The 24,761-nt window shown below is 63.5% G+C and carries 16 protein-coding genes and 1 pseudogene; 13 read left to right on the forward strand and 4 right to left on the reverse strand.

Features of this window, described 5'->3' with window-relative positions:
- The first annotated feature begins 130 nt into the window (after window positions 1-130).
- Entirely contained in the window at window positions 131-1,144 is a 1,014-nt protein-coding gene (locus tag GQ59_RS11555) for an amidohydrolase family protein (protein WP_037081285.1), read from the forward strand.
- A 55-nt stretch (window positions 1,145-1,199) separates the two neighbouring features.
- On the opposite strand, the gene GQ59_RS11560 is transcribed toward GQ59_RS11555, so the two are convergent.
- Window positions 1,200-2,003 carry an MBL fold metallo-hydrolase gene (locus GQ59_RS11560; protein ID WP_037081287.1) on the reverse strand — a complete coding sequence of 268 codons (804 nt, stop codon included), beginning with the start codon at window positions 2,001-2,003 and terminating at the stop codon, window positions 1,200-1,202.
- Window positions 2,004-2,200: 197 nt separating this feature from the next.
- Between GQ59_RS11560 and GQ59_RS11565 the strand changes: the two genes are divergently transcribed.
- The 12 genes and pseudogenes from GQ59_RS11565 to pbpC all read left to right on the forward strand — a co-directional run bounded on the left by GQ59_RS11565 (window position 2,201) and on the right by pbpC (window position 21,158).
- Window positions 2,201-3,280 carry an acyltransferase family protein gene (locus GQ59_RS11565; RefSeq protein ID WP_037081289.1) on the forward strand — a complete coding sequence of 360 codons (1,080 nt, stop codon included), beginning with the start codon at window positions 2,201-2,203 and terminating at the stop codon, window positions 3,278-3,280.
- A 60-nt stretch (window positions 3,281-3,340) separates the two neighbouring features.
- A complete protein-coding gene (locus GQ59_RS11570) occupies window positions 3,341-3,922 on the forward strand; it encodes a DUF2239 family protein (RefSeq protein ID WP_037081291.1) in 582 nt (193 codons plus the stop codon).
- A 162-nt stretch (window positions 3,923-4,084) separates the two neighbouring features.
- The gene (locus GQ59_RS11575) at window positions 4,085-4,888 is read left to right on the forward strand and encodes an SDR family NAD(P)-dependent oxidoreductase (RefSeq protein ID WP_037081298.1); all 804 of its coding nucleotides are present in this window, start codon (window positions 4,085-4,087) and stop codon (window positions 4,886-4,888) included.
- Between the two features lie 324 nt (window positions 4,889-5,212).
- Window positions 5,213-7,069: a TRAP transporter large permease gene (locus tag GQ59_RS11580; protein WP_037081813.1), complete on the forward strand. Its 1,857-nt coding sequence runs from the start codon at window positions 5,213-5,215 to the stop codon at window positions 7,067-7,069.
- Between the two features lie 46 nt (window positions 7,070-7,115).
- Window positions 7,116-8,135 carry a TRAP transporter substrate-binding protein gene (locus GQ59_RS11585; RefSeq protein ID WP_037081300.1) on the forward strand — a complete coding sequence of 340 codons (1,020 nt, stop codon included), beginning with the start codon at window positions 7,116-7,118 and terminating at the stop codon, window positions 8,133-8,135.
- Between the two features lie 35 nt (window positions 8,136-8,170).
- Window positions 8,171-9,046 carry an IclR family transcriptional regulator gene (locus GQ59_RS11590; protein WP_051903919.1) on the forward strand — a complete coding sequence of 292 codons (876 nt, stop codon included), beginning with the start codon at window positions 8,171-8,173 and terminating at the stop codon, window positions 9,044-9,046.
- A gap of 16 nt (window positions 9,047-9,062) precedes the next feature.
- On the forward strand, window positions 9,063-10,232 hold the full coding sequence (locus GQ59_RS11595) for an acetyl-CoA acetyltransferase (RefSeq protein ID WP_037081302.1): 1,170 nt from the start codon (window positions 9,063-9,065) through the stop codon (window positions 10,230-10,232).
- A pseudogene (locus GQ59_RS31050) lies at window positions 10,229-11,857 on the forward strand (acyl-CoA synthetase); the annotation flags it as partial. The gene GQ59_RS11595 and the pseudogene GQ59_RS31050, both read left to right, overlap by 4 nt.
- Before the next feature lie 396 nt (window positions 11,858-12,253).
- The gene (locus GQ59_RS33385; protein ID WP_341872388.1) at window positions 12,254-12,733 is read left to right on the forward strand and encodes a PCC domain-containing protein; all 480 of its coding nucleotides are present in this window, start codon (window positions 12,254-12,256) and stop codon (window positions 12,731-12,733) included.
- A 2-nt stretch (window positions 12,734-12,735) separates the two neighbouring features.
- On the forward strand, window positions 12,736-13,485 hold the full coding sequence (locus GQ59_RS11605) for an SDR family NAD(P)-dependent oxidoreductase (RefSeq protein WP_037081304.1): 750 nt from the start codon (window positions 12,736-12,738) through the stop codon (window positions 13,483-13,485).
- Between the two features lie 127 nt (window positions 13,486-13,612).
- Window positions 13,613-19,060 (forward strand): alpha-2-macroglobulin family protein, encoded by a 5,448-nt coding sequence (locus GQ59_RS11610; protein ID WP_037081306.1) that lies wholly within the window; start codon window positions 13,613-13,615, stop codon window positions 19,058-19,060.
- Window positions 19,061-19,076: 16 nt separating this feature from the next.
- Window positions 19,077-21,158: a penicillin-binding protein 1C gene (pbpC, locus tag GQ59_RS11615; RefSeq protein ID WP_037081307.1), complete on the forward strand. Its 2,082-nt coding sequence runs from the start codon at window positions 19,077-19,079 to the stop codon at window positions 21,156-21,158.
- 969 nt (window positions 21,159-22,127) lie between these two features.
- Here pbpC and GQ59_RS11620 read toward each other — a convergent pair.
- From GQ59_RS11620 to GQ59_RS11630, 3 genes are read right to left on the reverse strand one after another with little or no spacing between them, the layout of a single operon-like run.
- Window positions 22,128-22,982 (reverse strand): dipeptide ABC transporter ATP-binding protein, encoded by an 855-nt coding sequence (locus GQ59_RS11620; protein WP_432762580.1) that lies wholly within the window; start codon window positions 22,980-22,982, stop codon window positions 22,128-22,130.
- Complete coding sequence (locus GQ59_RS11625; RefSeq protein WP_084683129.1) at window positions 22,979-23,836, reverse strand: ABC transporter ATP-binding protein; 858 nt, start codon at window positions 23,834-23,836, stop codon at window positions 22,979-22,981. The genes GQ59_RS11620 and GQ59_RS11625 overlap by 4 nt, the downstream gene beginning before the upstream one ends.
- Before the next feature lie 2 nt (window positions 23,837-23,838).
- On the reverse strand, window positions 23,839-24,756 hold the full coding sequence (locus GQ59_RS11630) for an ABC transporter permease subunit (protein WP_037081308.1): 918 nt from the start codon (window positions 24,754-24,756) through the stop codon (window positions 23,839-23,841).
- Window positions 24,757-24,761: the final 5 nt, after the last annotated feature.

Raw genomic sequence — 24,761 nt, forward strand, 5'->3', positions numbered from 1 at the left:
GCATTTTGCCGCGACGGAGCACGGCCGAAATCTCGGCATCGCTCGGCTCGCGGATTTTTTAAACGCCTCGGGGCACTGGACTTCCCTCAAGTTCGCGGTGCCGTCGCAGGACAGACAGGAGGAGCATTCCATGAAGAAGATCGACGCTTTCAACCATATCTGGCCGAAGCCCTTTTTCGACAAGCTGATCGGCTATATCGGCACGATGACCGACGTCACCATGCGCAGCGGCGCGGTGCCGATGATGACGGACCTCGACCGCCGTTTCCAGGTGATGGACATGTTCGGCGGCGACTATCAGCAGGTCCTGTCGCTTGCTTCCCCCCCGCTCGAAAAGCTGGCCGGGCCTGAGCGCGCCTATGACCTCGGTCGGATCGGCAACGATTCGCAGGCGGAACTCTGCGAAAAATATCCGGAACGCTTCCCGGCCTTCATCGCCACCGTGCCGATGGAAAACCAGGAATGGATGATGGCGGAAACCAAGCGGGTCGTCGAAGATCTCGGCGCCTGTGCGGTCCAGATCTTCACCAACTACAGCGGCAAGCCGCTCGACCTGCCGCAATTCGAGCCCTTCTTCGAATATATGGCGAAGTCCGGCAAGCCGGTCTTCCTGCATCCATCGCGGGGCGCCAACTTCCCGGACTACCTGACCGAAGACCGTTCGGAATACGAGATCTTCTGGACCTTCGGCTGGCCGTATGAAACTTCGGCGGCAATGGCGCGCCTGGTCTTCTCGCGCATCTTCGACAAATACAAGGGTCTCAAGGTCGTCACCCATCATGCCGGCGGCATGGTGCCCTTCTTCGAAGGCCGCGTCGGTGCCGGCTGGGATCAGATGGGCAAGCGCACGTCCGACCGCGACCTCTCGACCGTGCTGAAGGCTCTCGAGCGCCCGCATCTCGAATATTTCAAGGAGTTTTATGCCGATACGGCGAGCTTCGGTTCGACTAAGGCAATCGAGCACGCCATCGAATTCTTCGGCGAAGACCGGGTGCTGTTCGCGTCCGACGCGCCGTTCGATCCGGAAGGCGGTCCGATGTACATCCGCGAGACCATCAAGGTTCTCGACAACATGGAGATCTCCGACGCCACCCGCCAGAAGATCTACGAGGGCAATGCCAAGAAGCTTCTCGGCCTGAAATAAGCGGATCCGGTTCTCGGGATTATGGGACGCGCGGGCAGCAACGCCCGCGCGTTCTTCATTTGGCGAGCCGGTCGATGTAACGCCTGGCGGAGCGGGCGACGATCGCCTGCCCATCCTGACGGATATTCTGGTGCGAAAAGGCGCCGTAGATCCGCTCGAAAGGCCAAAGTGCCAGCCGCTCCGCGACATCGGCAACTTCGGCGGCGCTGAGCGGCAGCATGTTGGGATAGCTCCACATGAAGGAGACATGGTCGGCGCCGGGCGTGACCTGGACGATATCGCCGGCCAGCAATACGCCCTTGCCGTCTTCGCCCGTCCAGTGCAGCACGGTACCGCCCGCAAAGTGTCCGCCGCCATGGACCAGTGTGACGGAGGATGAAAGCACGAGTGCGTCCTCGTCCCACAGCCGGATATGGTCGGAGGGGCGGCAGATCCATTCCTTGTCGGCCGCATGCAGATAGATCGGCGCATCGAAGGCCGCGGCCCAGTCCTGCATGGTCGTGTAGTAATGCGGATGGGATATAGCGATGGCGCTGAGGCCGCCCATTGCCTGGATGATCGCCTTGGTCGCGTCGTCGAGGAGCGCGATGCAGTCCCACAGGATGTTTCCCGCCGGCGTACGCAGCAGCAGGGCCCTCTGATTGATGGCGAAGGTGGGGACGGTCTGGATCGCCAACAGCTCCGGTTCGAGCTGCGCCCAGGAATTGCGGTGCGTCCGCGCGAGTTTTTCCGTCGTCGTCCAGGCTTGGCCGGAAGGCGGTATATATTGGCGCTCGTCTCTGCAGATGGGGCACGCTTCCGGCACTGCCTCGGCTTCCCCAAAGGAGGTGCCGCAGGCACCGCAGAGAAAAATCGACATCGAAAACCTCCCTCGGGACTGTCCATGGGTCCCGTCATGAATTTGATAGGAAACGATATTCGTCAAGGAAAGGGAAGTCCTTGCGTCCTCTGAGGCTGGCCGGCTCGAACCGCTCGTATTCTCGGGGAAGGATTCACCTTTTCCAAAGGCAGGTGCGATAGGGTCCTGCCTCAAGCTATTTCACCCCAGAGGATCGGATGACGGCCCCGAAGACGCCAAGGCTGCTGAACCTGGATATCCTGCGCCTCGTCTCGGCGTTGATGGTGCTGACATTCCACTATGGGTTCCGCATGCGGATTTCCGGCGAGGGCGGCGGCATCGGCTTTCCGGAACTTGCGCCCTTTGCCATGTGGTTCGATACGGGCCTGCTGATCTTCTTCGCCATTTCCGGCTATGTCATCACCATGTCGGCCGAAGGCCGTTCGGCCTATGATTTTGCCGCCGGGCGTTTTGCGCGGCTCTGGCCGACCTTCATCGTCTGCGCGACGATTACCGTCGCGGTGCTCGCCGTCTGGCCTGTGCCGACCCTCGATCCGCCGACGGTGAAGCAATGGCTGGCGCATGTGGTGATCATCTCGCGCGGCCTCGGCCAGCCCTTCCTCGACGGCGCCTACTGGACGATCGCCTACGAGATCATCTTCTACTTCTGGGTTTTCCTGCTGATCTTAACCGGCCTTTTCGAACGCGGCTGGCGTGTCGTCGTGCTGGCGTGGCTGGCGATTTCCGTCGTCAACGAGGCCTTCATCAGCAGTGGTGCGATCCAGAAACTGCTGATCACCGAATATTCCGGCTATTTCGCCTTCGGCCTGGCGCTTTACAAGGTGAGGCAGCATGCGTCCCTTTCGAGCCTCTGCGTGCTTGCAGCCGCCGTCGGCTGGGCAATCGCCACACCCTTCCTGACCGAACCGGATTTCGTCGCAACATACGGGCTGAGCCGCAGCGCCGTCGGGCTCGCGCTCATCGGGCCGCTGGCGCTTGCAGCGGTCGCGGTCTGCGCTACGGCGCCGTCGCTGCGCATTTCTCCGGCACTGGCGATCGGGCTCGGCGGTCTTACCTATCCGCTCTACCTGCTGCACCAGAATATCGGCTACGCGGTGTTTGCCCGTTTCGGCACGGAGCAGAACCGCTGGCTCGTCGCCCTCGTGCTGGTTGCTGCCCTGCTCTTCGCCGCCTGGGTGATCGCAAGGACTGTCGAACCGGCGGCGCGGCGGGCTATCATCCGCGCTGCTGGTCATCTTCGCGAGGGTTTGGGGCGCCTCAGACAGCGCACCGCCTGATCCCGGATTGACGGGTTTATTTTACCCGGATAAATCTGCCTCTCCAGACAGAGGAAGCAGATGGCGGATTTTCATTGGACAGCTTTTCGGGGTGAAAACCGCATTGCGGGCGGATCACCGGCCGAGGTCATCACTGCGATCAAGGCCGGTGGCCATGAAGGCGTTCTGGTCTTCGACGATGCGACGGGAAAGCCGGTCGATCTCGATCTGCGCGGCACACCCGAAGACTGTCTCGGCCGCCTTCCCACGGATGCTGTGGGGCCTGTTGCGCCGGTGGAACGGCGGCCGGGGCGACCGAAGCTTGGCGTGGTGCCGCGCGAGGTGACATTGCTGCCGCGGCATTGGGAGTGGCTCGCCCGGCAACCCGGCGGCGCCTCGGTGGCTCTGCGCAAGCTCGTCGATGCGGCGCGTGCAGCCAGCAGTTCGGGAGATGACAGGCGCCGGGCTCAGGAGGCCGCCGACCGTTTCATGCGGGCGCTCGGCGGGGATCGGCCGGGATATGAGGACGCGGCACGGGCGCTTTATGCCGGGCAGGAGGATCGCTTCAAGGAGCTGACGGAGAGCTGGCCGAAGGATGTCCGCGACCATGCCCGATATCTCGCCCGAGCCGCATTCGATGCGGGCCCAGCAGTGGAGAAATAACTCCTTTTATTGCACATCGCCAAAAAAGCCGCGGATATCGGGCAATTCGGAGCAGTCAGGTACTTTTTGAACATGTTCTGTCCGCGATTGAACATGGACCGGATGAACACCGCACCGTAAGTTGTTTCGAGTCGCCGGGGAGGGTGGCTCGGAGGAGCAGTTATGGATCGCATGAAGAACAAGGTCGTTCTCGTTTTCGGCGCCGGTTCGGTCGGCCCGGGTTTCGGGAACGGCAAGGCCGCTGCAGTCGCCTATGCCCGCGAGGGCGGCAGCGTCGTCTGCGTCGACGTCAATCTCGACGCGGCGAAAAACACGCTCGACGTCATCGAAGCCGAGGGCGGCACGGGCCTGGCGCTCGCCGCCGACGTCACCAAGTCCATTGATATTGCTGCCGTTGTCGAAACGACCATGGAGCGCTTCGGCCGCATCGACGTGCTGCACAACAATGTCGGCATCAACCTGCCGGGCGGCGCGGCGGAGGCGACCGAAGAAAGCTGGCGCAAGGTGATGGACGTCAACCTCACCAGCGCGTTCCTGACCTGCAAGGCCGTTCTGCCGATCATGGAGAAGCAGGGCAGCGGTGCGATCATCAATATTTCCTCGCTCGCCTCCATCCGATGGACCGGCTATCCCTACGTTTCATATTATGCATCGAAGGCGGCGCTGAACCACTTCACGCGCGCGATTGCGATCGAATATGCGGCCAAGGGCATCCGAGCCAATGCCATCCTGCCGGGGGTGATGGACACTCCGCACATCCAGAAACAGATCAGTGGGTACTATGGCTCTCCCGATGAGATGAAGGCCAAAAGAGACGCGCTTTCGCCGATGAAACGCCAGGGAGACGGCTGGGACATTGCCTGGGCCTCGGTTTTCCTCGCTTCCGACGAGGCAAAATACATTACCGGCGTCGAGCTTCCGATCGATGGCGGGCTGCATGTGACGGTTTCCGGCAGCTTGAATTGAGACAATTGCGGGTGTGCCGAGGTTGGGTCCATGATGTGGATCTGTTTTGAAGTTTTCTGCTCTGGCGACAAATTTAGGCTTGCCTAATCTGTCGGTCTTCAGCAAACTCCGGCAACTTGAAGAAGAATAAGATCCAGATCATGGACCACTGCGGATGGCTGGGAGGAGCCGGACGCCGGGAGGAAGCGGTCGCGCCGGAGAGGGGCGTGGTCCGCCCGGATTTGCGGCCTGGCTCGCGATTATCCGGAGTGCTTCTTCCGTCTGTCCGTTTCGCAGCACAGAGGAGGATGATGTGTGACGGCAGCCCATAATACGATCGAGCCCATGGACGAGGCTTCGCTGCTCGCCGGGCTTGAAGGCGTAGCGCCGCAGCAGAGCGGTTCCGTCTGGATGCGGCCGGTAGAGGCGGTTGCCGCGGCACTTCTCGTCGGCATCATCGCGCTTCTATTGGCCGGGGTCATTTCCCGTTATGTCTTTTCGCTGCCGGTCGTCTGGATAGACGAGGTGGCGTCGATCTCCTTCCTCTGGCTCGCCATGCTCGGTTCTGCCATGGCCGTCGATCGCAGCGAACATCTGCGGCTGACGCTTTTCGTCGGCATGCTGCCGGAGAAGCTGCACGGCTTGGCCAATACGCTCGCCCTGCTGCTGATGGCGCTCTTCCTCGGCGTCATGCTGCGTCCGGCCTACGAATATGCGATCGAGGAGTCCTACATCACCTCGGCGGCGCTCAACATTCCGATGAGCTTTCGCGCCGCGGCCCTGCCGGTCGGCGTCGGGCTGATGTTGATCCTCGCGGTCGTCAACGCGCTGAAGGGATCGACCTTCCGGCAAGTGGCGATGTCCGTGATGGTTATCGCCGCCGTGACGGCACTCCTCTGGCTCGCCGGGCCCAGCCTCAAGCAGATCGGCAACTGGAACATCCCGATCTTCCTCGTCGGTTTCGTCGCGCTGTTCCTGGTTCTCGGTGTGCCGATCGCTTTCTGCTTCGGCCTCGGGACGCTGGCATTCCTGACCTTCACCACCTCCGTGCCCGTCTTCGTGATGATCGGCCGCATGGACGAAGGCATGTCGAGCATCATCCTGCTCTCGGTGCCGATCTTCGTTCTGCTTGGCTGCGTGCTCGATGCAACCGGCATGGGCCGGGCGATCGTCGAGGTTCTGGCCTCGCTGCTCGGCCATGTCCGCGCCGGCATGTCCTATGTCCTGCTCGGCTCGATGTTCCTGGTGTCCGGCATTTCGGGCTCCAAGGTCTCCGACATGGCGACGGTCGCGCCGGCGCTGTTTCCGGAAATGAAACGCCGCGGCCACAAGCCGCCGGAGATGATCGCGCTGCTGGCGACCGGCGCGGCGATGGCGGAAACCGTGCCGCCTTCGATCGTGCTGATCGTGCTCGGATCCGCGGCCGGCGTTTCGATTGCCGGGCTGTTTACGTCGGGTTTCGCGATCGCCATGGTTCTGCTGCTGGTGCTTGCGATCCTGGCGCGCTGGAAGGCGCGGCACGAATCCATGGCCGGCGTGCGCCGTGCGCCGCTTTCGGTGATCAAGAAGGCGTTTCTGGTCGCCGCCCCCGCACTGTTATTGCCCTTCCTGATCCGCACCGCCGTCGGCGAGGGGATCGCCACTGCAACGGAAGTTTCGACCATCGCCGTTCTCTACGCGATGATCATCGGCGCGACGCTTTATGGCGGCATCAGCCTGAAGAAGCTCTATTCCATGCTCGTCGAGACGGCGGCACTCTCCGGCGCGATCCTGATGATCCTGGGGGCCGCGTCCGCCATGGCCTGGGCACTGACCCAGACCGGGTTCGCGGCGCAGCTCGTCGAGGCCGTGCAGGGCCTTCCGGGTGGGTGGATGACCTTCATGGGCGTCACCATCCTGATCTTCATGGTGCTCGGCTGCGTGCTGGAAGGCCTGCCGGCGATCGTGCTGATGGCGCCGATCATGTTTCCGGTCGCCCGCTCGCTCGGGATCAACGATATCCACTATTCGATGGTGGTGGTCACGGCGATGAATATCGGCCTGATGACGCCGCCGATCGGCATCGGTTTCTACATCGCCTGCAAGATCGGCAATGTCTCGCCGGATGAAGCGATGAAGGCCATCTGGCCCTATATCGGCGCGCTGATGATCGGCCTCCTGGTGATCGCAGCCGTGCCCTATTTCTCGACCGCCTTTCTCTAAGGGCTGTGAGGCAAAAAAACTTGGAACGAAATCGGAGGAGGATTTCATGAACGTCAACCGCAGAACGCTTCTTTTGGGCGCGGCCACGACCGGCATCGCCACGACCTTTTCAATCCGCACGCGGCCGGCCAACGCCGCCGAGTTCACCTACAAGTTCGCCAACAACCAGGCGCTGACGCATCCGATGAACGTCCGCGCCAAGGAAGCCGTCGCCAAGATCCAGGAGGAGAGTGGCGGCCGCATGGCCATCAACATCTTCCCGTCGAGCCAGCTCGGTGCCGATACCGACATGCTGAACCAGGTGCGTTCGGGCGGCGTCGAAATGTTCAGCCTGTCGCCGATCATCCTGTCGACGCTGGTGCCGAATGCCTCGCTCAACGGCGTCGGCTTCGCCTTCCCGAGTTATGACAAGGTATGGCCGGCCATGGACGGCGAACTCGGCAAATATGTCCGCGGCGAGATCGAGAAGAAGGGGCTGCTGACGTTCGACAAGATCTGGGACAACGGTTTCCGGCAGATCACCTCGTCCAAGGGGCCGATCACTACGCCGAAGGACCTTGAAGGCTTCAAGATCCGCGTGCCGGTGAGCCCACTCTGGACCTCGATGTTCACCGCCTTCGGTTCGGCACCAGCCAGCATCAATTTTGCCGAAACTTATACCGCGCTGCAGACCGGCATTGTCGACGGGCAGGAAAACCCGCTCGCCATCCTGACCACGGCCAAGCTGTTCGAAGTGCAGAAATACGTCTCGATGACCAACCACATGTGGGACGGTTTCTGGATTCTGCTCAACCGCCGCTCCTGGCAGGCGCTGCCGGCAGATCTGCAGGGGATCGTTTCCAAACATTTCAACGCCGCCGCCGAACTTCAGCGCAAGGACGTGATGGGCCTCAACGCCACCGTCCAGGCCGAGCTCGAGGCCAAGGGCATGAAGTTCAACAAGCCGGACGGCGCCCTTTTCCAGGAAAAGCTGCGTGCTGCCAATTTCTACAAGGACTGGAAGTCGAAATATGGCGACGAGGCCTGGGCGATCCTCGAAAAGGCTATCGGCAAGTCATTGAGCTGATCGGCGGCGGGCATTCACCGGATGGGAAACGGCATATGCAACAGGTGATCGAGATCCCGTCGGGTCTTCGCGAAGGCGCCGTTTCCGGCTCGCAGGCGGTGGAGCGGGCGCTGCAGCTTCTCTCCATCGTCGGTCGAGGGGCGGAAAAAGGAGTGGCGCTCGCCGATGTGGTCGCCGATAGCGGCCTCAACAAACCCACCGCCCGGCGGCTTTTGATGGCGCTGATGCGGTCCCGCCTCGTCGAACAGGACGAGCTGACCCGCCGATATTATCTCGGCGGGGAGCTTTATGTGCTGGGCATGCTGGCCTCGCGCCGGCATGGCCTCCTGGAAATGGCGGGCGAGAGCCTGAAGCGGCTTTCCGCCAAATCCGCCGATACGAGTTTCGTGTCGATGCGGCGGGACGACTATGCCGTCTGCCTGCATCGTGAGGAGGGCACGCATCCGGTGCGCACCCATGCGCTGCTCACCGGCGACCAGAACCCGCTCGGCGTCGGCGCCGGCTCGCTCGCCATGCTGGCGGCATTGCCGGATGCGGACGTGGAGGCCATCCTCGGCCGCATTGAGGGCGTCATTGCCGCCCAGTATCCCGGCTATTCGACGGAGATCATCCGCGAGGATGTCGCCCGCACACGGGAGCTGGGCTATGCGCTCAATCCCGGGCGGGTGATTGCCAATTCCTGGGGGATCGGCATGGCGATCCTGCTGCCGGACGGGCGGCTCGCCGGGGCTCTGTCGATCGCCGCGATCGACAGCCGCATGGGCGATGCGCGCCAGAAGGAGCTTGCGGCCCAGCTGGCCCATGAGGTCGAGCGGGTGCAGGGCAAGCTGAAATCGCTGTTCAGTTCGGAAAATCCGGCACCTCGAAAGGCGCCGCAGACGGCCCGGTCGAGAACACCGGAACGTGTTTGAAACAAAGGAGAAGGTCATGGCAGGAGCAGAGATCGTCGGTTGGGCGCACTCGAAATTCGGCAAGTCCGAAGCGGGCTCGACGCGGGAATTGATGGCCGAGGTGATCAATCCGGCCCTCGAACACGCCGGCATCACCGCCAGGGATGTCGACGGCATTTTCGTCGGCGTGTTCAACAACGGGTTTTCCAAGCAGGATTTCCAAGGCGCGCTGGTGGCGATGGCGGCCGACGGGTTCGATCATGTGCCGGCCGTGCGGATGGAGAATGCCTGCGCTACGGGCTCCGCGGCCCTTTATTCGGCGCTCGATTTCATCGCCGCCGGGCGCGGCAAGATCGCGCTCGTCGTCGGTGCCGAGAAGATGACCGCGCTGCCCACCAAGGAGACGGGTGATATCCTGCTGTCGGCCTCCTATCGCGAGGAGGAGGCGGATGTGGAGGGCGGTTTCGCCGGTCTCTTCGGCCGTATCGCCAGCCATTATTTCCAGCGTTATGGCGACCGTTCGGAAGAGCTCGCCATGATCGCGGCGAAGAACCACGCCAACGGCATGAAGAACCCCTATGCCCATATGCAGAAGGATTTCGGCTTCGATTTCTGCAACACGGTCTCGGACAAGAACCCCTATGTGGCGGCGCCGCTGAGGCGCACCGATTGCTCGCTGGTTTCCGATGGCGCGGCCGCAATCGTGATCGCCTCGCCGGAAGTCGCGGCCGGCATGAAGCGCGCCGTCGCGTTCAGGGCGCACAACCATGTCAACGATATCCTCGCCTTGTCGCGGCGCGATCCGATCGCCTTTGAAGGTGCGCGCAGGGCCTGGCAGAAATCGCTGGCGGAGGCGGGCGTTTCGCTCGACGATCTGAGCTTTGTCGAAACCCACGACTGCTTCACCATCGCCGAACTCATCGAATACGAGGCGATGGGGCTCGCCGAACCCGGCAAGGGCTATCGCGTCATCCGCGAAGGCATTACCCGCAAGGATGGCCGTCTGCCGGTCAATCCGTCGGGCGGGCTGAAATCCAAGGGTCATCCGATCGGCGCGACCGGCGTCTCCATGCATGTCATGGCGGCCATGCAGCTCTGCGGTGAGGCGGGCGAGATGCAGCTGCCGAAGGCGACGATGGCCGGCGTCTTCAACATGGGCGGTGCTGCCGTTGCCAATTACGTGTCGATCCTGGAGCGGACGAAATGAATGCGACGACCTCGGTTGGCGTCGGCGGTCGGGCCGAGCCGAAGGGTGGCCTCAGCCCCCGTTCGACGCGGGTGATGAACCTTGCCCGTTTCGTGACGCAGGCGATGCGTCGCGAACCGCAGGGCGTCGCGCTGGTCTGGGCCGAAAAGACGTGGACCTGGGAAGAGTTCGAGACGCGCATCGACGCCATGGCTGCGGCGCTGCAGCAGCGTTTCGGGGTGGGGAAGGGTGACCGCATCCTGGTCCAGTCGCAGAACTGCAACCAGATGTTCGAGAGCATGTTCGCCTGTTTCCGGATCGGCGCCGTCTGGGTGCCGACCAATTTCCGGCAGACGCCGGAAGAGGTCGCCTATCTCGCCAAGGCTAGCGGGGCGACCGGCCTGATCTGCAACGCCTCGTTCCCGGATCATGCGCGGGTGGTGCGGGAGAACAATCCGGCGATCGGTTTCGTCATTACCATCGGCGAAGCGGATTTCGGGCCGTCCTATGATGTCGTTGTCCAGGAGTTTCGCGGCAGGAAGCCGGTCGAGGCGTGGGTAGAGCGCGACGATCCCTGCTGGTTCTTCTTCACGTCGGGCACGACGGGCCGGCCGAAGGCGGCGGTGCTGACCCACGGTCAGATGGCCTTCGTGATCAACAACCATCTCTGCGACCTGATGCCCGGCGTGACGTCGGCCGATGCGGCTCTGGTCGTCGCGCCGCTCTCGCATGGCGCGGGTGTCCACCAGCTGACCCAGGTGGCGCATGGGGTGAAGACCATCCTGCTGCCGACCGAAAAGTTCGATATCGACGCCGCCTGGGCGCTGATCGAAAAGTGGCGCGTCTCGACCATGTTCACGGTGCCGACCATCCTGAAGCTGCTGGTCGAGCATCCGGCTGCCGAGAAATACGACCATTCCTCGCTGCGCTACGTGATCTATGCCGGCGCGCCGATGTATCGCGAGGACCAGAAGCGGGCGCTGAAGAGCCTCGGTCCGGTGATCGTGCAATATTTCGGGCTCGGCGAAGTGACCGGCGCGATCACGGTCCTGCCGCCGGCCTTGCATTCCGCCGAGGACGGCGAGGCGGCCAGGATCGGTACCTGCGGCATGGAACGCACCGGCATGCAGGTGTCGATCCAGAACGATGCGGGCGAGGAGGTCGAGCCTTACGAGACTGGCGAGATCTGCTGCATCGGCCCGGCGGTCTTCGCGGGCTACTACGACAATCCGGAGGCCAACGCCAAGGCGTTCCGCAACGGCTGGTTCCGCACCGGTGACCTCGGCCACATGGATGCGGAGGGTTTTCTCTACATCACCGGCCGCGCCTCCGACATGTATATTTCCGGCGGCTCGAACGTCTATCCGCGCGAGATCGAGGAGAAACTTCTCACCCATCCGGCAGTCAGCGAAGTCGCGGTGCTCGGCGTGCCGGATCCGCTCTGGGGCGAAGTGGGCATCGCCGTCTGCGTCGCCAAGCCCGGTTCGGCGGTGACCGAGAAGGACCTGTTTGCCTTCATCGACGGCAGGATGTCCCGCTACAAGATGCCGAAGCGCTTCATCTTCTGGGACGCCCTGCCGAAATCCGCCTATGGCAAGATCACCAAGAGGATGATCCGCGAAGAACTGCAGGCGCGGGGCGAGCTCGACGATAAGCCGGCTAATGATCTTCCGGCGTTGCGTCAGCTCAAGCATCCAGGCCCTGTCGCGCCGATCAGGCGTGAGGCGGTGCGGACCGCGTTGAAGCCGGTCGAGGGCGTCCTGCGACCCGGCAAAGTCTTCATGGCCGAGGTGGCGCGCATCTTCGCGGAGGCAGGCTGCAAGGGCGGTTTCCTCAATATCGAGGGCGGCGCCTGCGATCCGTTTCGTTATGTCCTGCCGGCCTTTTCGCCGGACGAGGACCATGCCGCCTGGTACAGCGCCACTTTCGCGCCGGAAGCGGGGGGCAGGTTCCAGACCGCGACCGCAATGGTCGGCGAACGGGACGGCGCTCCGTTCCTGCATTGCCACGGCATCTGGGACACGGGCGAAGGAGCTCTGCGCATGGGGCATGTGCTGCCCTTCGACAGCATCGTCAGCCGGCCGATCGCAGTCAGAGGTTATGGCAGCGCCACCGCGACCTTCTCGTCGATCCCCGATCCGCAAACGAATTTCACGCTGTTTTCCGCCAGGGGCGAGACCGGCGAGGGTAACGGCATCCTGCTGCGGGTGCGCCCGAACGAGGATGTCGGGATAGCAATCGAAGGCGTCTGCCAGGCGCACGGCATCGAGAGTGCCCGCATCTACGGCATCGGCAGCATCAACGAGCCCGTGTTCGAGGACGGACGTCGCGTGGTTTGCCTCGCGACCGAGATCGCCATCGAGAACGGCGTGCTTGAAAACACGCCGGACGGGCTCCGGGCCTCGATCGATGCTGCGGTCGTCGATACGGACGGCGTGATCTATCATGGCCGGCTGGCGCGCGGCGACAATCCGGCCGGCGTCACCTTCGAACTGGTCATCATCGAAAACCGGGAGAGCTGAACATGCGAAGCGTCGTCGTCACGGGTGCGGGATCGGGTATCGGCCTTTCGACGACGGAGCTTCTGATCGAAGCCGGCTGGCATGTGCTGGCCGCCGACCGCGATGCCCAAGCGCTCGAACGGCTGATGGAACGGCTCGGCAATCGCGCAGGTCTCCTCACCACCGTTCTCCTCGATATCACCGACGAGAGGGCGATCGCGGATCTTGCCGAGCGATGCCAGGCGCTCGACAGCCCGCTGCAGGCACTGGTCAACAGCGCCGGCATCGGTTCGAACGTTCGGTTCGCCGAGACCACGACCGATCAGCTTCGGCGGATGTATGAGGTGAATGTCATCGGCGCGTTTGCGCTGTCGCAGGCATTGGCGCCGATCATGCGGGAAAACGGCGGCGGCTCGATCGTCCACATCGCCTCGGTCTCCGGCATCAAGGGCAATCTCGGCCGTTCCGCCTATGGCGCGTCGAAGGGCGCGCTGGTGACGCTCACCAAGATCATGGCCGTCGAACTCGCAGACGACCTGATCCGCGTCAACGCCATCGCGCCTGGGCCGATCGAGACGCCCATGGTCAAGGAAAACCATACGGCGGTGACGCGCGAGGAGTGGAGCCGCACCGTGCCGATGCGTCGCTACGGCCGGCCGGAGGAGATCGCCACGGCCATCGCCTTCCTCGTCGACGAGCGGCAATCCTCCTATGTGACCGGCCAGATCCTCGCCGTAGACGGCGGATTTACCGCTGCCGGGCTGATGGCCTGATCCGTTCCGGCACGCCATTCGTGTTGTGACAATCTCTTCATAAAAAGAGGTTGCGAGGCTCGTTGACAACTCGCGGGATAGATTAGAAAACTGCCAACTTCCGACGGCAGCCACGGGGGGACTTTCAATGTCTAGGCGCGCGTTTTTCGGCTTTCTCGCTCTCATCGTTTCCGCATTCGCCTTCGTCTCGCCGCTCGCTGCGGCCGACCGGCGGATCGAAAGCACTCCGAACAGCGATTATCTCGGGTTCGATCTTCGAACCGTGAAGAATGTCAGCCAGCCCCAGTGCGAGGCCGCCTGCATCGGCGACAATGCCTGCAAGGCTTTCACCTATAACGAGAAGGCCAAGTGGTGCTTTCTCAAGTCGGATTACAGCCAGCTCAATCCGTTCCCAGGTGCCACGGCCGGCAAGATCGTCGCAACGGCGGTGGAGCCCGATATCGGCGCGCCGCCGAAACTCTCCTTCCTCTCGGAAGAGGTTCTCCAGCAGGCGCGCGATCAGAAGGACGGCCTGACGCTCGGCGACAATCAGAAGGGTTACGGCGTCGAAAACCTCAAGACGATCGCCCAGGGACAGCTGCTGGCCGGCAATGTCGATACGGCGATCTACAATTTCAAAGGCGCGCTCTCGATCATCCCCGATGACGGTGCCCTCTGGATCGAGCTTGCCCGCGCTGCCGGCACCGCGAAGAACAACGGCACCGCCGATGGCGAAGGCACGCTTGCCGCGGTCAATGGCTACCAGCTTTCGCGCACGACCCAGTCCCGCGCGGATGCGCTGGCGGTTCTTGCCGCGGCGCTTGCCAAGCAGCAGAATTATCGCGCCGCGCTCAATGCCTACAAGGCGAGCCTTGCGCTGGTGAATGCCCGCACCGTGCAGGCTGCCTATAACGACCTGCGCGAGCGCCAGGGTTTCCGCATGACCGGCAACACGGTCGATGCCGACAGCGCCAACCCGCGCGTCTGCGTGCAGTTCTCCGAACCGCTGGTGAAGATCGGCGTCGATTACGCGCCCTTTGTCGTGCTCAACGGCCAGGCGCCGAAGGCGATGGAAGCCAAGGACAACCAGATCTGCGTCGAAGGCCTCACCCATGGGCAGCGCTACAAGCTGTCGCTGCGCCGTGGCCTGCCGTCTTCCGTGGACGAGCCGCTTGTTGCACAGGTCGATATCGACATCTACGTCAAGGACCGTTCGGCGAGCGTGCGTTTCACCGGCGACAGTTTCGTACTGCCGTCGACTGCGCGCCGCGGCATCCCGATCGTCTCGGTCAATACCGAAAAGGCCAATCTGAAGCTCTACCGCGTCGGTGACCGCAGCATCGCCCCGCTGCTCGCCAATTCTCAGTTCCTAACCCAGATGGACGGTTATAATGCCACCCAGATCGAGGAGCAGAGCGGGGAACTGGTCTGGCAGGGCACTATCGATATCGCCCAGGATCTCAACAAGGACGTGGTGACCAGCTTCCCGGTCGACGAGGCCCTGCCGACCCGCAAGCCCGGCGTCTACATGCTGACGGCGGCTGCCGCCAACGCCACGAGCCAGGAATGGGATACCAAGGCGACCCAATGGTTCGTGGTGTCCGATATCGGCCTCACTACCTATGCCGGCACGGACGGCCTCAACGTCTTTGCCCGCTCGCTCGGCAGCGCCAAGCCGATGGCCGGCGTCGACCTGCAGCTTCTCGCCAAGAACAACGAAATCCTCGGCACGGCGAAGACCGATGCGGATGGCCGCGCGGTGTTCACCGCCGGCCTGATGCGCGGCACGGCGGCCATGGTGCCGGCCGTGCTGGCCGCCCAGAACAACGGCCAGGACTATGTCTTCCTCGACATGGCACGTGCCGGCTTCGACCTGTCCGACCGCGGCGTCACGGGACGTCCGGCGCCGGGCGCGATCGACATCCTGCCTTGGACCGAACGCGGCATCTACCGGCCCGGCGAGACCGTGCATGCCTCGGCGCTTGCCCGCAATATCGATGCGACGGCGATCGAGAACCTGCCGCTCACCTTCGTTTTCCTGCGCCCCGACGGTGTCGAGGATCGGCGCATGGTCAATAACGGTTCGCTCGGCGGTTACACGCTCGACCTGCCGCTGCTGGCCACCTCGATGCGCGGCACCTGGACGATGCAGATCTTCACCGATCCCAAGGGTTCGGCAATCGGCGAGAAGACCTTCCTCGTCGATGACTTCGTTCCGGATCGCATCGAATTCGACATGACCAGCGATGCCAAGGAAATCGCGGTCGGGGAGCCGGTGCCGGTCAATATCGACGGCCGTTATCTTTATGGAGCGCCGGCTGCCGGCCTCAATCTCGAAGGCGAGATCGCGCTGAAGACGACGCGCGAAAATCCGGCCTTCCCGGGTTACCAGTTCGGCCTCGTCGATGAAGAGGCGAGCGAAGCGGTGCGCATTCCGCTGGAAGAGCTCGAACCGCTCGACGACGACGGCAAGGCGACTTTCGACGCGACTGTTGCCGAAGCGCCTTCGACGACGCAGCTGGTGAATGCCGATATCGTCGTGCGCATGCAGGAAGCGGGCGGCCGCGCCATCGAGCGTTCGATCACCCTGCCGGTCAAGGCGGAAGGCGCGCGGATCGGCATCAAGCCGGAATTCTCCGGCGACCTCGGCGAGAATTCGGTCGGCAATTTCACCGTGATCATGGTGGATGCCGCCGGCAAGAAACAGGCTATCCAGAACCTGCCCTGGAAGCTGATCAAGATCGACCGCGATTACCAATGGTATCGCGAAGGTTCTTCCTGGCGATATGAGCCGGTGACCCGCACCAGCCAGGCTGCCAACGGCACGGTGAATGTCACCGCCGATGGCGGCAAGGTTTCCGTTCCGGTCAAGTGGGGCCGCTACCGGCTCGAGGTCGAAACCGCCGATATCGGCGGACCCACTTCCAGCGTCGAATTCGATGCCGGCTGGTTCGTGACCTCGACCTCGACCGAGACCCCGGATGCGCTGGAAATCGCACTCGACAAGCAGAGCTACAAGGTTGGTGAGACGGCCAGGCTCAAGGTCTCGTCGCGTTACGCCGGCGAGCTGATGATCACCTCGGGTTCCGAGAGCCTGATTGCGGTCAAGACCGCGAGCATCGGCGCTGATGGCGGTGAGGTGGAAATCCCCGTCACTGCCGCCTGGGGCGCCGGTTCCTATGTGACGGCGACGCTTTATCGTCCCGGCCAGGCGCAGGAAAGCCGCATGCCGATGCGCGCCATCGGCGTCACCTGGCTGAAGGTCGATCCCGAAAGCCGCGATCTGCAGGTGTCGATCACCGCACCGGAAAAGACGCTGCCGCGCCAGCCGCTGAACATTTCGCTGCAGGTCGCCGGAGCGGGCGCCAATGAGGACGCCTATGTGACGGTTGCCGCGGTGGATGTCGGTATCCTCAATCTGACGCGTTACCAGCCGCCGGCGCCGGACGACTGGTATTTCGGCCAGCGCCGCCTCGGTCTCGAAATCCGCGACCTCTATGGCCGTCTGATCGACGGTTCGCTCGGTGCCACCGGGCGGCTGCGCACCGGTGGCGACGGCGGCAGCACGGCGCTGCAGAGCAGTCCGCCCAAGGAAAAGCTGATCGCCTTCTTCTCCGGCCCCGTAAAGCTCGATGCGCAGGGCAAGGCGAACGTCTCCTTCGACATTCCGCAGTTCAACGGCACGGCGCGGGTCATGGCGGTCGCCTGGTCGAAGACCGGTGTGGGCCATGGCGTCAAGGACGTGGTGATCCGCGATCCGGTGGTGATCACCGCCAGCCTGCCGCGCTTCCTCGCCCCCGGCGACCAGACCAATCTCAGGCTCGATATCGCCAATACCGATGCACCGGCTGGCGACTACCAGCTTGCCATCACCACCAACAGACCGGTCGCGGTCGATCAGAAGGGGACCGGTAAGATCACGCTGGCCGCCGGCGGCAAGTCGGATGTCACGCTTGCGCTGCGCGGTGTCGAACCGGGTGACGGGTCGATTTCGGTCCGCCTTTCGAATGCGTCGGGCATGTCGCTGGACCAGGTGCTCGATATTCCGGTGCGGCCGGCCGCCATGCCGATCACCCAGCAGCGGCTTGTCCAGCTGAAGCCGGGCGCCAGCGTCACGGTCGATGCCAACCTGCTCGCCGACAGCATCCTGCCGGGCGCGTCGATCAGCGTGAATGTCAGCCGCTCGACCGCCTTCGACATCCCGGCACTGCTGATGAGCCTCAGTCGTTATCCCTATGGCTGCGCCGAGCAGACGACCAGTCGCGCCCTGCCGCTTCTCTATCTCAGCCAGATGGCGGTGCAGAACGGCCTTGCGGACGATACGGAAGTCAAGAAGCGGGTGCAGGATGCGATCTATCGCGTGCTGTCCTACCAGTCCTCGGCCGGCAGCTTCGGTCTCTGGGGTCCGGGCGGCGGCGATCTGTGGCTCGATTCCTACGTGAGCGACTTCCTCAGCCGCGCCCGCGAACAGGGTTACAACGTGCCGGAACAGGCACTCGTCCAGGCCCTCGACAGCCTGCAGAACTCGCTCGGCTTCACCAACAACGTCAAGGACCAGGGCAACGAGATCGCCTATGCGCTCTATGTGCTCGCCCGCAACCGCAAGGCCGCGATCAGCGACCTGCGCTATTACGCCGATACTATGCTGAACGATTTCCCGACGCCGCTCGCCAAGGCGCATATCGCCGCGGCTCTGGCGCTCTACGGCGATGCTCAGCGGTCGCGCAATATCTTCGCGGCCTCGCTGCAGATGTCGGAAGCAGCGCAGATCCAGAGGGTCAGCCTGTCGCGTTCGGATTACGGCTCGTCCCTGCGCGACGGCGCCGCGGTTCTGGCGCTTGCCGCCGAAAGCCGGCCGGTGCCGCCGATCGTTCCGGCACTCGCCACGATCGTCGCCAAGGAATGGGGGCAGAAGAAATATACCAGCACCCAGGAACAGACCTGGATGCTGCTTGCCGCCCGCGCGCTGCAGAACGGTGACGACGGTCTGCGCCTGCAGGTCAACGGCGCCGATCATCGCGGCACGCTGATGTCGCAGATGACGGGCGATGCGCTGATCGGCCATCCGCTGACCGTCAAGAACAACAGCGCCGATCCGCTGTCGGCTTCGATCACCACGGTCGCGGCACCTGCCCGGCCGCTGCCGGCCGGCGGCGACGGTTTCCAGATCAGCCGAACCTACTATTCGATGGACGGCGAGGAGGCGAATGTCACAGAAGCGCAGCAGAACCAGCGTTACGTCGCGGTGATCACGATCACTGAGAGCAACAGCTGGCCGTCGCGTATCGTCGTCACCGACCTTCTGCCGGCCGGATTCGAGATCGACAATCCGAGCATCGTCAACAGCGCGAGCCTCACCAACTTCGACTGGATCGAGGAGGTGCAGGCAGCCCATACCGAGTTCCGCAACGACCGTTTCGTCGCGGCTTTCGACCGGAGCGCCGGCGACAACCGCGAGATCACGCTTGCCTATGTGGTCCGCGCCGTGACGCCCGGCGTCTACGATCATCCGGCTGCCCAGGTCGAGGACATGTATCGTCCGCAGTTCTCGGCTCGTACCGCAACCGGCAAGATGGAGGTGCTGGCCGCCCAGTAAGCGGCAGCTCGTTCCGATGAAGCTCAGGGGGAAACTTTCGATCGGTCTGGCTGTCGGCCTCGTCACTGCGGCGGGGCTGATCGTCGGCCTCGACGCCGCCGATAGGGCCTATCCGCCGCCGCTCGAAAAGGCGCGAGTGGTTTCCGCCGAAGTGCTGGATGCGGATGGCGAACTCCTGCGCGCCTTTGCGACGCCCGAAGGCCGCTGGCGGCTTCGCACGACGATCGAAAATGTCGATCCGCGGTTCCTCAAAATGCTGGTCGCCTATGAGGACCAGCGCTTTTATGAGCATGCCGGCGTCGACCCGTGGGCGCTTGGTCGTGCCGTCGTGCAACTCGTCACCAACGGCCACGTCGTCTCGGGCGCCTCGACGCTGTCGATGCAGGTGGCGCGTCTGATCGAGCCCCGCGAGAGCCGCTCTCTGACGGCAAAACTCCGCCAGGTCGTCCGAGCCATCCAGATCGAGCGGCGCCTGTCCAAGACGGAAATCCTCGAACTCTACCTGACGCATGCGCCCTATGGCGGCAATCTCGAGGGCGTGCGGGCTGCAAGCCTTGCCTATTTCGGCAAGGAGCCGCGGCGGCTGACGGTGGCGGAAGCGGCCCTTCTCGTCGCCCTGCCGCAATCGCCGGAAGGCCGGCGGCCGGACCGGCATTTCAAGATAGCCAAGGCGGCTCGGGAGCGGGTGCTGATGCGATCGGCCGTCGCCGCCGTCACCGGTGACGGCGAGGCGGAGCGGGCGGCGGGCGATGGCATTCCCACGCGCCGGCTGCAATTGCCGGCCTATGCGGCGCATCTCGCCGAAGCGGCGATCCGCAAGCAGCCGAAGATCGAGCAGCATAGGACGACCTTGAAACGCAGCATCCAGCAGGGGCTGGAGCATGTCGCAAGGGAAGCTTCGGTGAAGCTCAGCCCCAAGGTTTCGGTTGCCATGGTGATGGCGGACATCACCACCGGTGCGATCGTCGGCGAGGTCGGCTCTGCCGATTATTTCGATGCGAGCCGGTCGGGCTGGGTGGACATGACGCGGGTCAATCGTTCGCCGGGCTCGACGCTGAAGCCGTTCATCTACGGGCTCGCCTTCGAGCAGGGGCTGGTGTCCCAGGAAACGATCATCGAAGACCGGCCGGCGGATTTCTTCGGTTACCGGCCGAAGAATTTCGACATGACCTATCAGGGCGATGTCAGCGTCAGGCAGGCGCTGCAACTGTCGCTCAACGTGCCCGCGGTGCGGCTCCTGGATGCGGTCGGCCCCTCGCGGCTGATGATCCGCTTCCGCCGGGCGGATGTACGACCTGTCCTGCCAGCCAATGAGGCGCCGGGTCTGGCGATCGGCCTCGGCGGCGTCGGCATCACGCTCAAGGATCTGGTGCAGGCCTATGCGGCGCTCGCCAATCGCGGCAATCCGATGCGGATCGGCAACGGTATCGAGGACCAGCCGGGCATGATCGACGGCGAGCCGCTGCTGGAGCCGCAGGCGGTGTGGAACGTCTCAGACATTCTCTCGGACGTGCTCCCGCCGCAGGGCAGCCGAAGGCTCGGCATCGCCTACAAGACCGGCACGAGCTACGGCTATCGCGATGCCTGGTCGGTCGGCTTCGACGGGCGTCATGTGCTGGGCGTCTGGGTTGGGCGGCCGGACAATGGCGCGGTGCCGGGCATTGCGGGCTATCAGACGGCGGCGCCGATCCTGTTCGAGGCCTTTTCGAAATCCGGCGTGCCGATCACGCCTTTGCCATCGGCGCCATCGGGCGCGGTCCGCATCGCCCAGCCGGAGCTGCCGATCAGCCAGCGGCGGTTCTCGATGACGGCGAGCGGGCTCATTTCCGCCTCGACGCGGGAGCCGGCGCCGCAGATCGTCTATCCGCCGGAAGGCGCCCGCGTCGATCTCGGGGCGCAATCTGGAGACATCTCGCCGCTGGTCCTCAAGCTGCAGGGGGGCCGCGCACCGTTCCGCTGGCTGGCCAACGGCAAACCGCTCAGCGAACTGTCCCGTCGCCGGACGAGTGAATGGACGCCGGATGGCGCCGGTTATTCGACGCTGACCGTGATCGACGCCGCCGGCCGCGCCGCCAGCGTTCGGGTTTTCGTGGAGTGAGAGCGGGATTCGGTGAAGCAGGCGGGATGATCCAGTGTGTCCGGATCCGGAATCAAACCCGTTGATTTCCGGCCTTCGGCCAACACTTTGGAGCCCCGCGCAGTCTCCTGCCGTGGTTTTTCAAAGATCGGAGAGCCCACACGAATGCGGAACCTCAATAGATTTAGTTAGGTGGCTCCGCATTCGCGTGGCCTTCGGCGTCTTGTCAGGGCTTCCGGCCCCTACAGGTGATCACCTCGCCTCGCTGCATGGCTTCGTTCACGATCTCCTTTCGGGAGATCCTGCCACTTGAACGGCTCAACCGAACCCGGCCCGGTGGCCAGGGGGAGGCTTGATAGGAAGGCTCGCCTTTCGACGAGCACTCCATGGCTTTCACCTCCCTGACCTTTCCTGCACGTTACAGGTCCAATCAGGGCGCCGGCTCCCGCCTGCCCGCGAACGTCTCGCGAAACACTCCGGCGACGGAAGCGGGGCAATTGTAGGCGGAAAGCTGGAGGGCGTGGATGATGACTTGGGTAAGTCATTGGAGATGCTGGGCGGAGGCGATGATTTGTCCACGGGCAAACACCGGAAGACGACATTGGAAGACGTGCCCCGCCATACCCCCTCTGTCCTGCCGGACGTTCGGTACTGCGATCGATCGCTCCGGCTTCGCTGGATCGGGCCTCATCCCCTAGAGCGAGGCAATCAGATAGGGGATACGAGGCGGCGCGTGGAAGGGGTTGGGGAGGGACTTCATTCCGCCTCAAGACCCCTCCCGCCTGCCGACCACCCTCCCCACAAGGGGGAGGGTTAAGAAATGCCGCGCCGTCATACATCCTCACATGTGATTGCCCTGCCCCTTGAGGGGGAGATGCCCAGCAGGGCAGAGGGGGGTATGACGGGGCACGGCCTCTTTCAAATCGCCTGACGACCGCACCCGAAAATCGGCTTTTCGGAAAGCCTGATGCGGTCGCTTCGAAGGAGGTTTTAGGCCGCCGCTGCGGCCTTTTTCTTCGCGATGCGGGCGCGGATGGACTCGATGTCGGCCTTTGGCGTCGCCTTGAAAAGCGTGCGGGTATAGTCGTGCTTCGGGTCAGAGAAGACTTCTTCTCGGGTGCCGTATTCCACCGCTTCGCCGAAATACATCACCATCACCTCGTCGGCGATGTAGCGCACCACCGACAGGTCGTGGCTGATGAAGACGTAGGTGAGGTTGAATTCGTCCTGCAGGTCGGCGAGCAGGTTCAGCACCTGGGCCTGGACCGAGAGGTCGAGCGCCGAAACCGGTTCGTCGAGCACGAGAAGTTTCGGGTTCATCATCAGCGCGCGGGCAATCGCAATGCGCTGGCGCTGGCCGCCCGAGAACATGTGCGGATAGCGGTTGTAGTGTTCCGGGCCGAGGCCGACCTTCGTCAGCATTTCGCTGGCGCGGTCGCGGCGTTCGGCAGCCGACATGTCCGTGTTGATGGCCAAGGGTTCGCCGAGCACGTCGCCGATCTTCTGGCGGGGGTTGAGCGAACCATAGGGGTTCTGGAAGACGATCTGCACCTTCTGGCGCATGTCCTGGGTCAGGTGGCCGGGGCGGGTGTCGACCTTCTTGTTGTCGATCAGCAGGTCGCCGCCGGTCGGTTCGTCGATGAAGGTCAGCATGCGGGCAAGGGTGGACTTGCCGCAGCCGCTCTCGCCGACGATCGCCAGCGTCTTGCCGCGTTCCAGCTTGAAGGAGACGCCCTTCACCGCATGGATGATCTTCTTCGGCTTGAAGAGGCCGCCCGGCAGTTCGTAATCGCGCTTGATGTTGCGCACTTCGAGCATGGTGTTGTCGGTCATGGTCTCGCTCATGCGCTTACCCCAGGTGCGGGTTCCGGATTGCCGTCGAAGAAGGCGGAAACGGTGGTCAGGCGGTCGCCGGTGGCGTTTTCGGGCAGCGCCGCCAGCAACGCCTTGGTGTAGTTGCTCTTCGGGCTTTCGAAGAGGGAAAGCACGTCGGCTTCCTCCATCTTGCGGCCCTTGTATTGCACGACGACGCGGTCGGCGGTCTCGGCGACGACGCCCATGTCATGGGTGATCATGATCAGGCCCATGCCGTTCTTGGCCTGCAGCGCCATGATCAGGTCGAGGATCTGCTTCTGGATCGTCACGTCGAGCGCGGTGGTGGGCTCGTCGGCGATCAAGAGCTTCGGATTGCAGGCGATCGCAATGGCGATCATCACGCGCTGGCACTGGCCGCCGGACATCTGGTGCGGAAAGTGGTTCAGGCGCTCTTCCGGGTTGGGCAGGCCGACCTGGCTGAACAGCTCGATGGCGCGGGCGCGGCGGGCTTTTGCGTCGAGGCCGAGATGGATGCTCAGCACTTCCTCGATCTGGAAACCGACCGTGAAGCACGGGTTGAGGCTGGCGACCGGCTCCTGGAAGATCATCGCGATATCCTTGCCGATCAGCTTGCGGCGCTCGGCCGGGCTGATGTTCTGGATGTCGCGGCCTTCGAAGAGCATGCGGTCGGCGGTGATCTTGGCGGTCCAGGGGAGAAGTCCCATGACGGCGAGCATGGCGACGGACTTGCCGGAGCCGGATTCGCCGACGATGGCCAGAACCTCGGCCTTTTCGACCGAGATGGAGACGCCGTCGACGGCACGGAACCAGCCGGTCGCGGTTTCGAATTCGACGGTGAGATTGTCGATTTGCAAGAGCGCCATGATCAGGACCTCTTCAGTTTCGGGTCGAGCGCATCGCGCAGGCCGTCGCCCATCAGGTTGATGGCGAGAACGGTGACGAGAATGGCAACGCCGGGGAAGGTGACGACCCACCAGGCGCGCAGGATGAATTCACGCGCTTCGGCAAGCATCGTGCCCCATTCCGGTGCCGGCGGCTGAGCGCCCATGCCGAGGAAGCCGAGGGCGGCTGCATCGAGGATGGCGTTCGAGAAGGAGAGCGTCGCCTGGACGATCAGTGGTGCGGTGCAGTTCGGCAGGATGGTGCGGAACATCAGGCGGATGGGACCGGCGCCGGCAAGCCGCGCCGCGGTCACGTAGTCGCGGCTCTTCTCGGCCATCACGGCGGCGCGGGTGAGGCGCACGAAATGCGGCTGCAGGGTGAGCGCGATGGCGATCATGCCGTTGGTGAGGCTTGGGCCCAGGATCGCGACGAGCACGAGGGCGAGCAGCAGCGACGGGAAGGCGAGGATGATATCCATCAGGCGCATGATGACCGTATCGATCCAGCCGCGGTAATAACCGGCGATCAGGCCGACGATGATGCCGCCGGTGAGCGACAGCGTCGTCACGAAGACGCCGATGAACAGCGAATACTGCGCGCCATAGATCAGGCGGGACAGGATATCGCGGCCGACAGGATCGGTGCCGAGCAGATAGGACGGGTTGCCGCCCTCAGCCCAGGCCGGCGGAAGCAGGGCGAAATCGCGATACTGCTCGAACGGCGAATGCGGGGCGATGAACGACGCGAAGATCGCCACGATGACGAGGGCGACGAAAATAATGAGACCCAAAACGGCGCCGCGATTTTCGGAAAAGTAGAACCAGAACTCGCGGAGCATCTGACGGCGCATCGCGGCGCTGGAAACCGGTTCGGCGATCTTGGGAACAGTGGTATCGGCCATGGGAT

Source organism: Neorhizobium vignae, assembly GCF_000732195.1.
In the GTDB taxonomy this organism is placed as follows: domain Bacteria; phylum Pseudomonadota; class Alphaproteobacteria; order Rhizobiales; family Rhizobiaceae; genus Neorhizobium; species Neorhizobium vignae.

Excerpts from the sequence above, each read along its gene's own strand:
- GQ59_RS11575 (WP_037081298.1), top strand. The coding sequence starts at position 4,085 with ATGGATCGCATGAAGAACAAGGTCGTTCTCGTTTTCGGCGCCGGTTCG.
- GQ59_RS11565 (WP_037081289.1), top strand. The coding sequence starts at position 2,201 with ATGACGGCCCCGAAGACGCCAAGGCTGCTGAACCTGGATATCCTGCGC.
- GQ59_RS11630 (WP_037081308.1), bottom strand. The coding sequence starts at position 24,756 with ATGGCCGATACCACTGTTCCCAAGATCGCCGAACCGGTTTCCAGCGCC.
- GQ59_RS11595 (WP_037081302.1), top strand. The coding sequence starts at position 9,063 with ATGGCAGGAGCAGAGATCGTCGGTTGGGCGCACTCGAAATTCGGCAAG.
- GQ59_RS11590 (WP_051903919.1), top strand. The coding sequence starts at position 8,171 with ATGCAACAGGTGATCGAGATCCCGTCGGGTCTTCGCGAAGGCGCCGTT.
- GQ59_RS11555 (WP_037081285.1), top strand. The coding sequence starts at position 131 with ATGAAGAAGATCGACGCTTTCAACCATATCTGGCCGAAGCCCTTTTTC.
- pbpC (WP_037081307.1), top strand. The coding sequence starts at position 19,077 with ATGAAGCTCAGGGGGAAACTTTCGATCGGTCTGGCTGTCGGCCTCGTC.
- GQ59_RS11625 (WP_084683129.1), bottom strand. The coding sequence starts at position 23,836 with ATGGCGCTCTTGCAAATCGACAATCTCACCGTCGAATTCGAAACCGCG.
- GQ59_RS11560 (WP_037081287.1), bottom strand. The coding sequence starts at position 2,003 with ATGTCGATTTTTCTCTGCGGTGCCTGCGGCACCTCCTTTGGGGAAGCC.
- GQ59_RS11620 (WP_432762580.1), bottom strand. The coding sequence starts at position 22,982 with ATGAGCGAGACCATGACCGACAACACCATGCTCGAAGTGCGCAACATC.
- GQ59_RS11585 (WP_037081300.1), top strand. The coding sequence starts at position 7,116 with ATGAACGTCAACCGCAGAACGCTTCTTTTGGGCGCGGCCACGACCGGC.
- GQ59_RS11610 (WP_037081306.1), top strand. The coding sequence starts at position 13,613 with ATGTCTAGGCGCGCGTTTTTCGGCTTTCTCGCTCTCATCGTTTCCGCA.
- GQ59_RS11570 (WP_037081291.1), top strand. The coding sequence starts at position 3,341 with ATGGCGGATTTTCATTGGACAGCTTTTCGGGGTGAAAACCGCATTGCG.
- GQ59_RS33385 (WP_341872388.1), top strand. The coding sequence starts at position 12,254 with ATGGGGCATGTGCTGCCCTTCGACAGCATCGTCAGCCGGCCGATCGCA.
- GQ59_RS11605 (WP_037081304.1), top strand. The coding sequence starts at position 12,736 with ATGCGAAGCGTCGTCGTCACGGGTGCGGGATCGGGTATCGGCCTTTCG.
- GQ59_RS11580 (WP_037081813.1), top strand. The coding sequence starts at position 5,213 with ATGGACGAGGCTTCGCTGCTCGCCGGGCTTGAAGGCGTAGCGCCGCAG.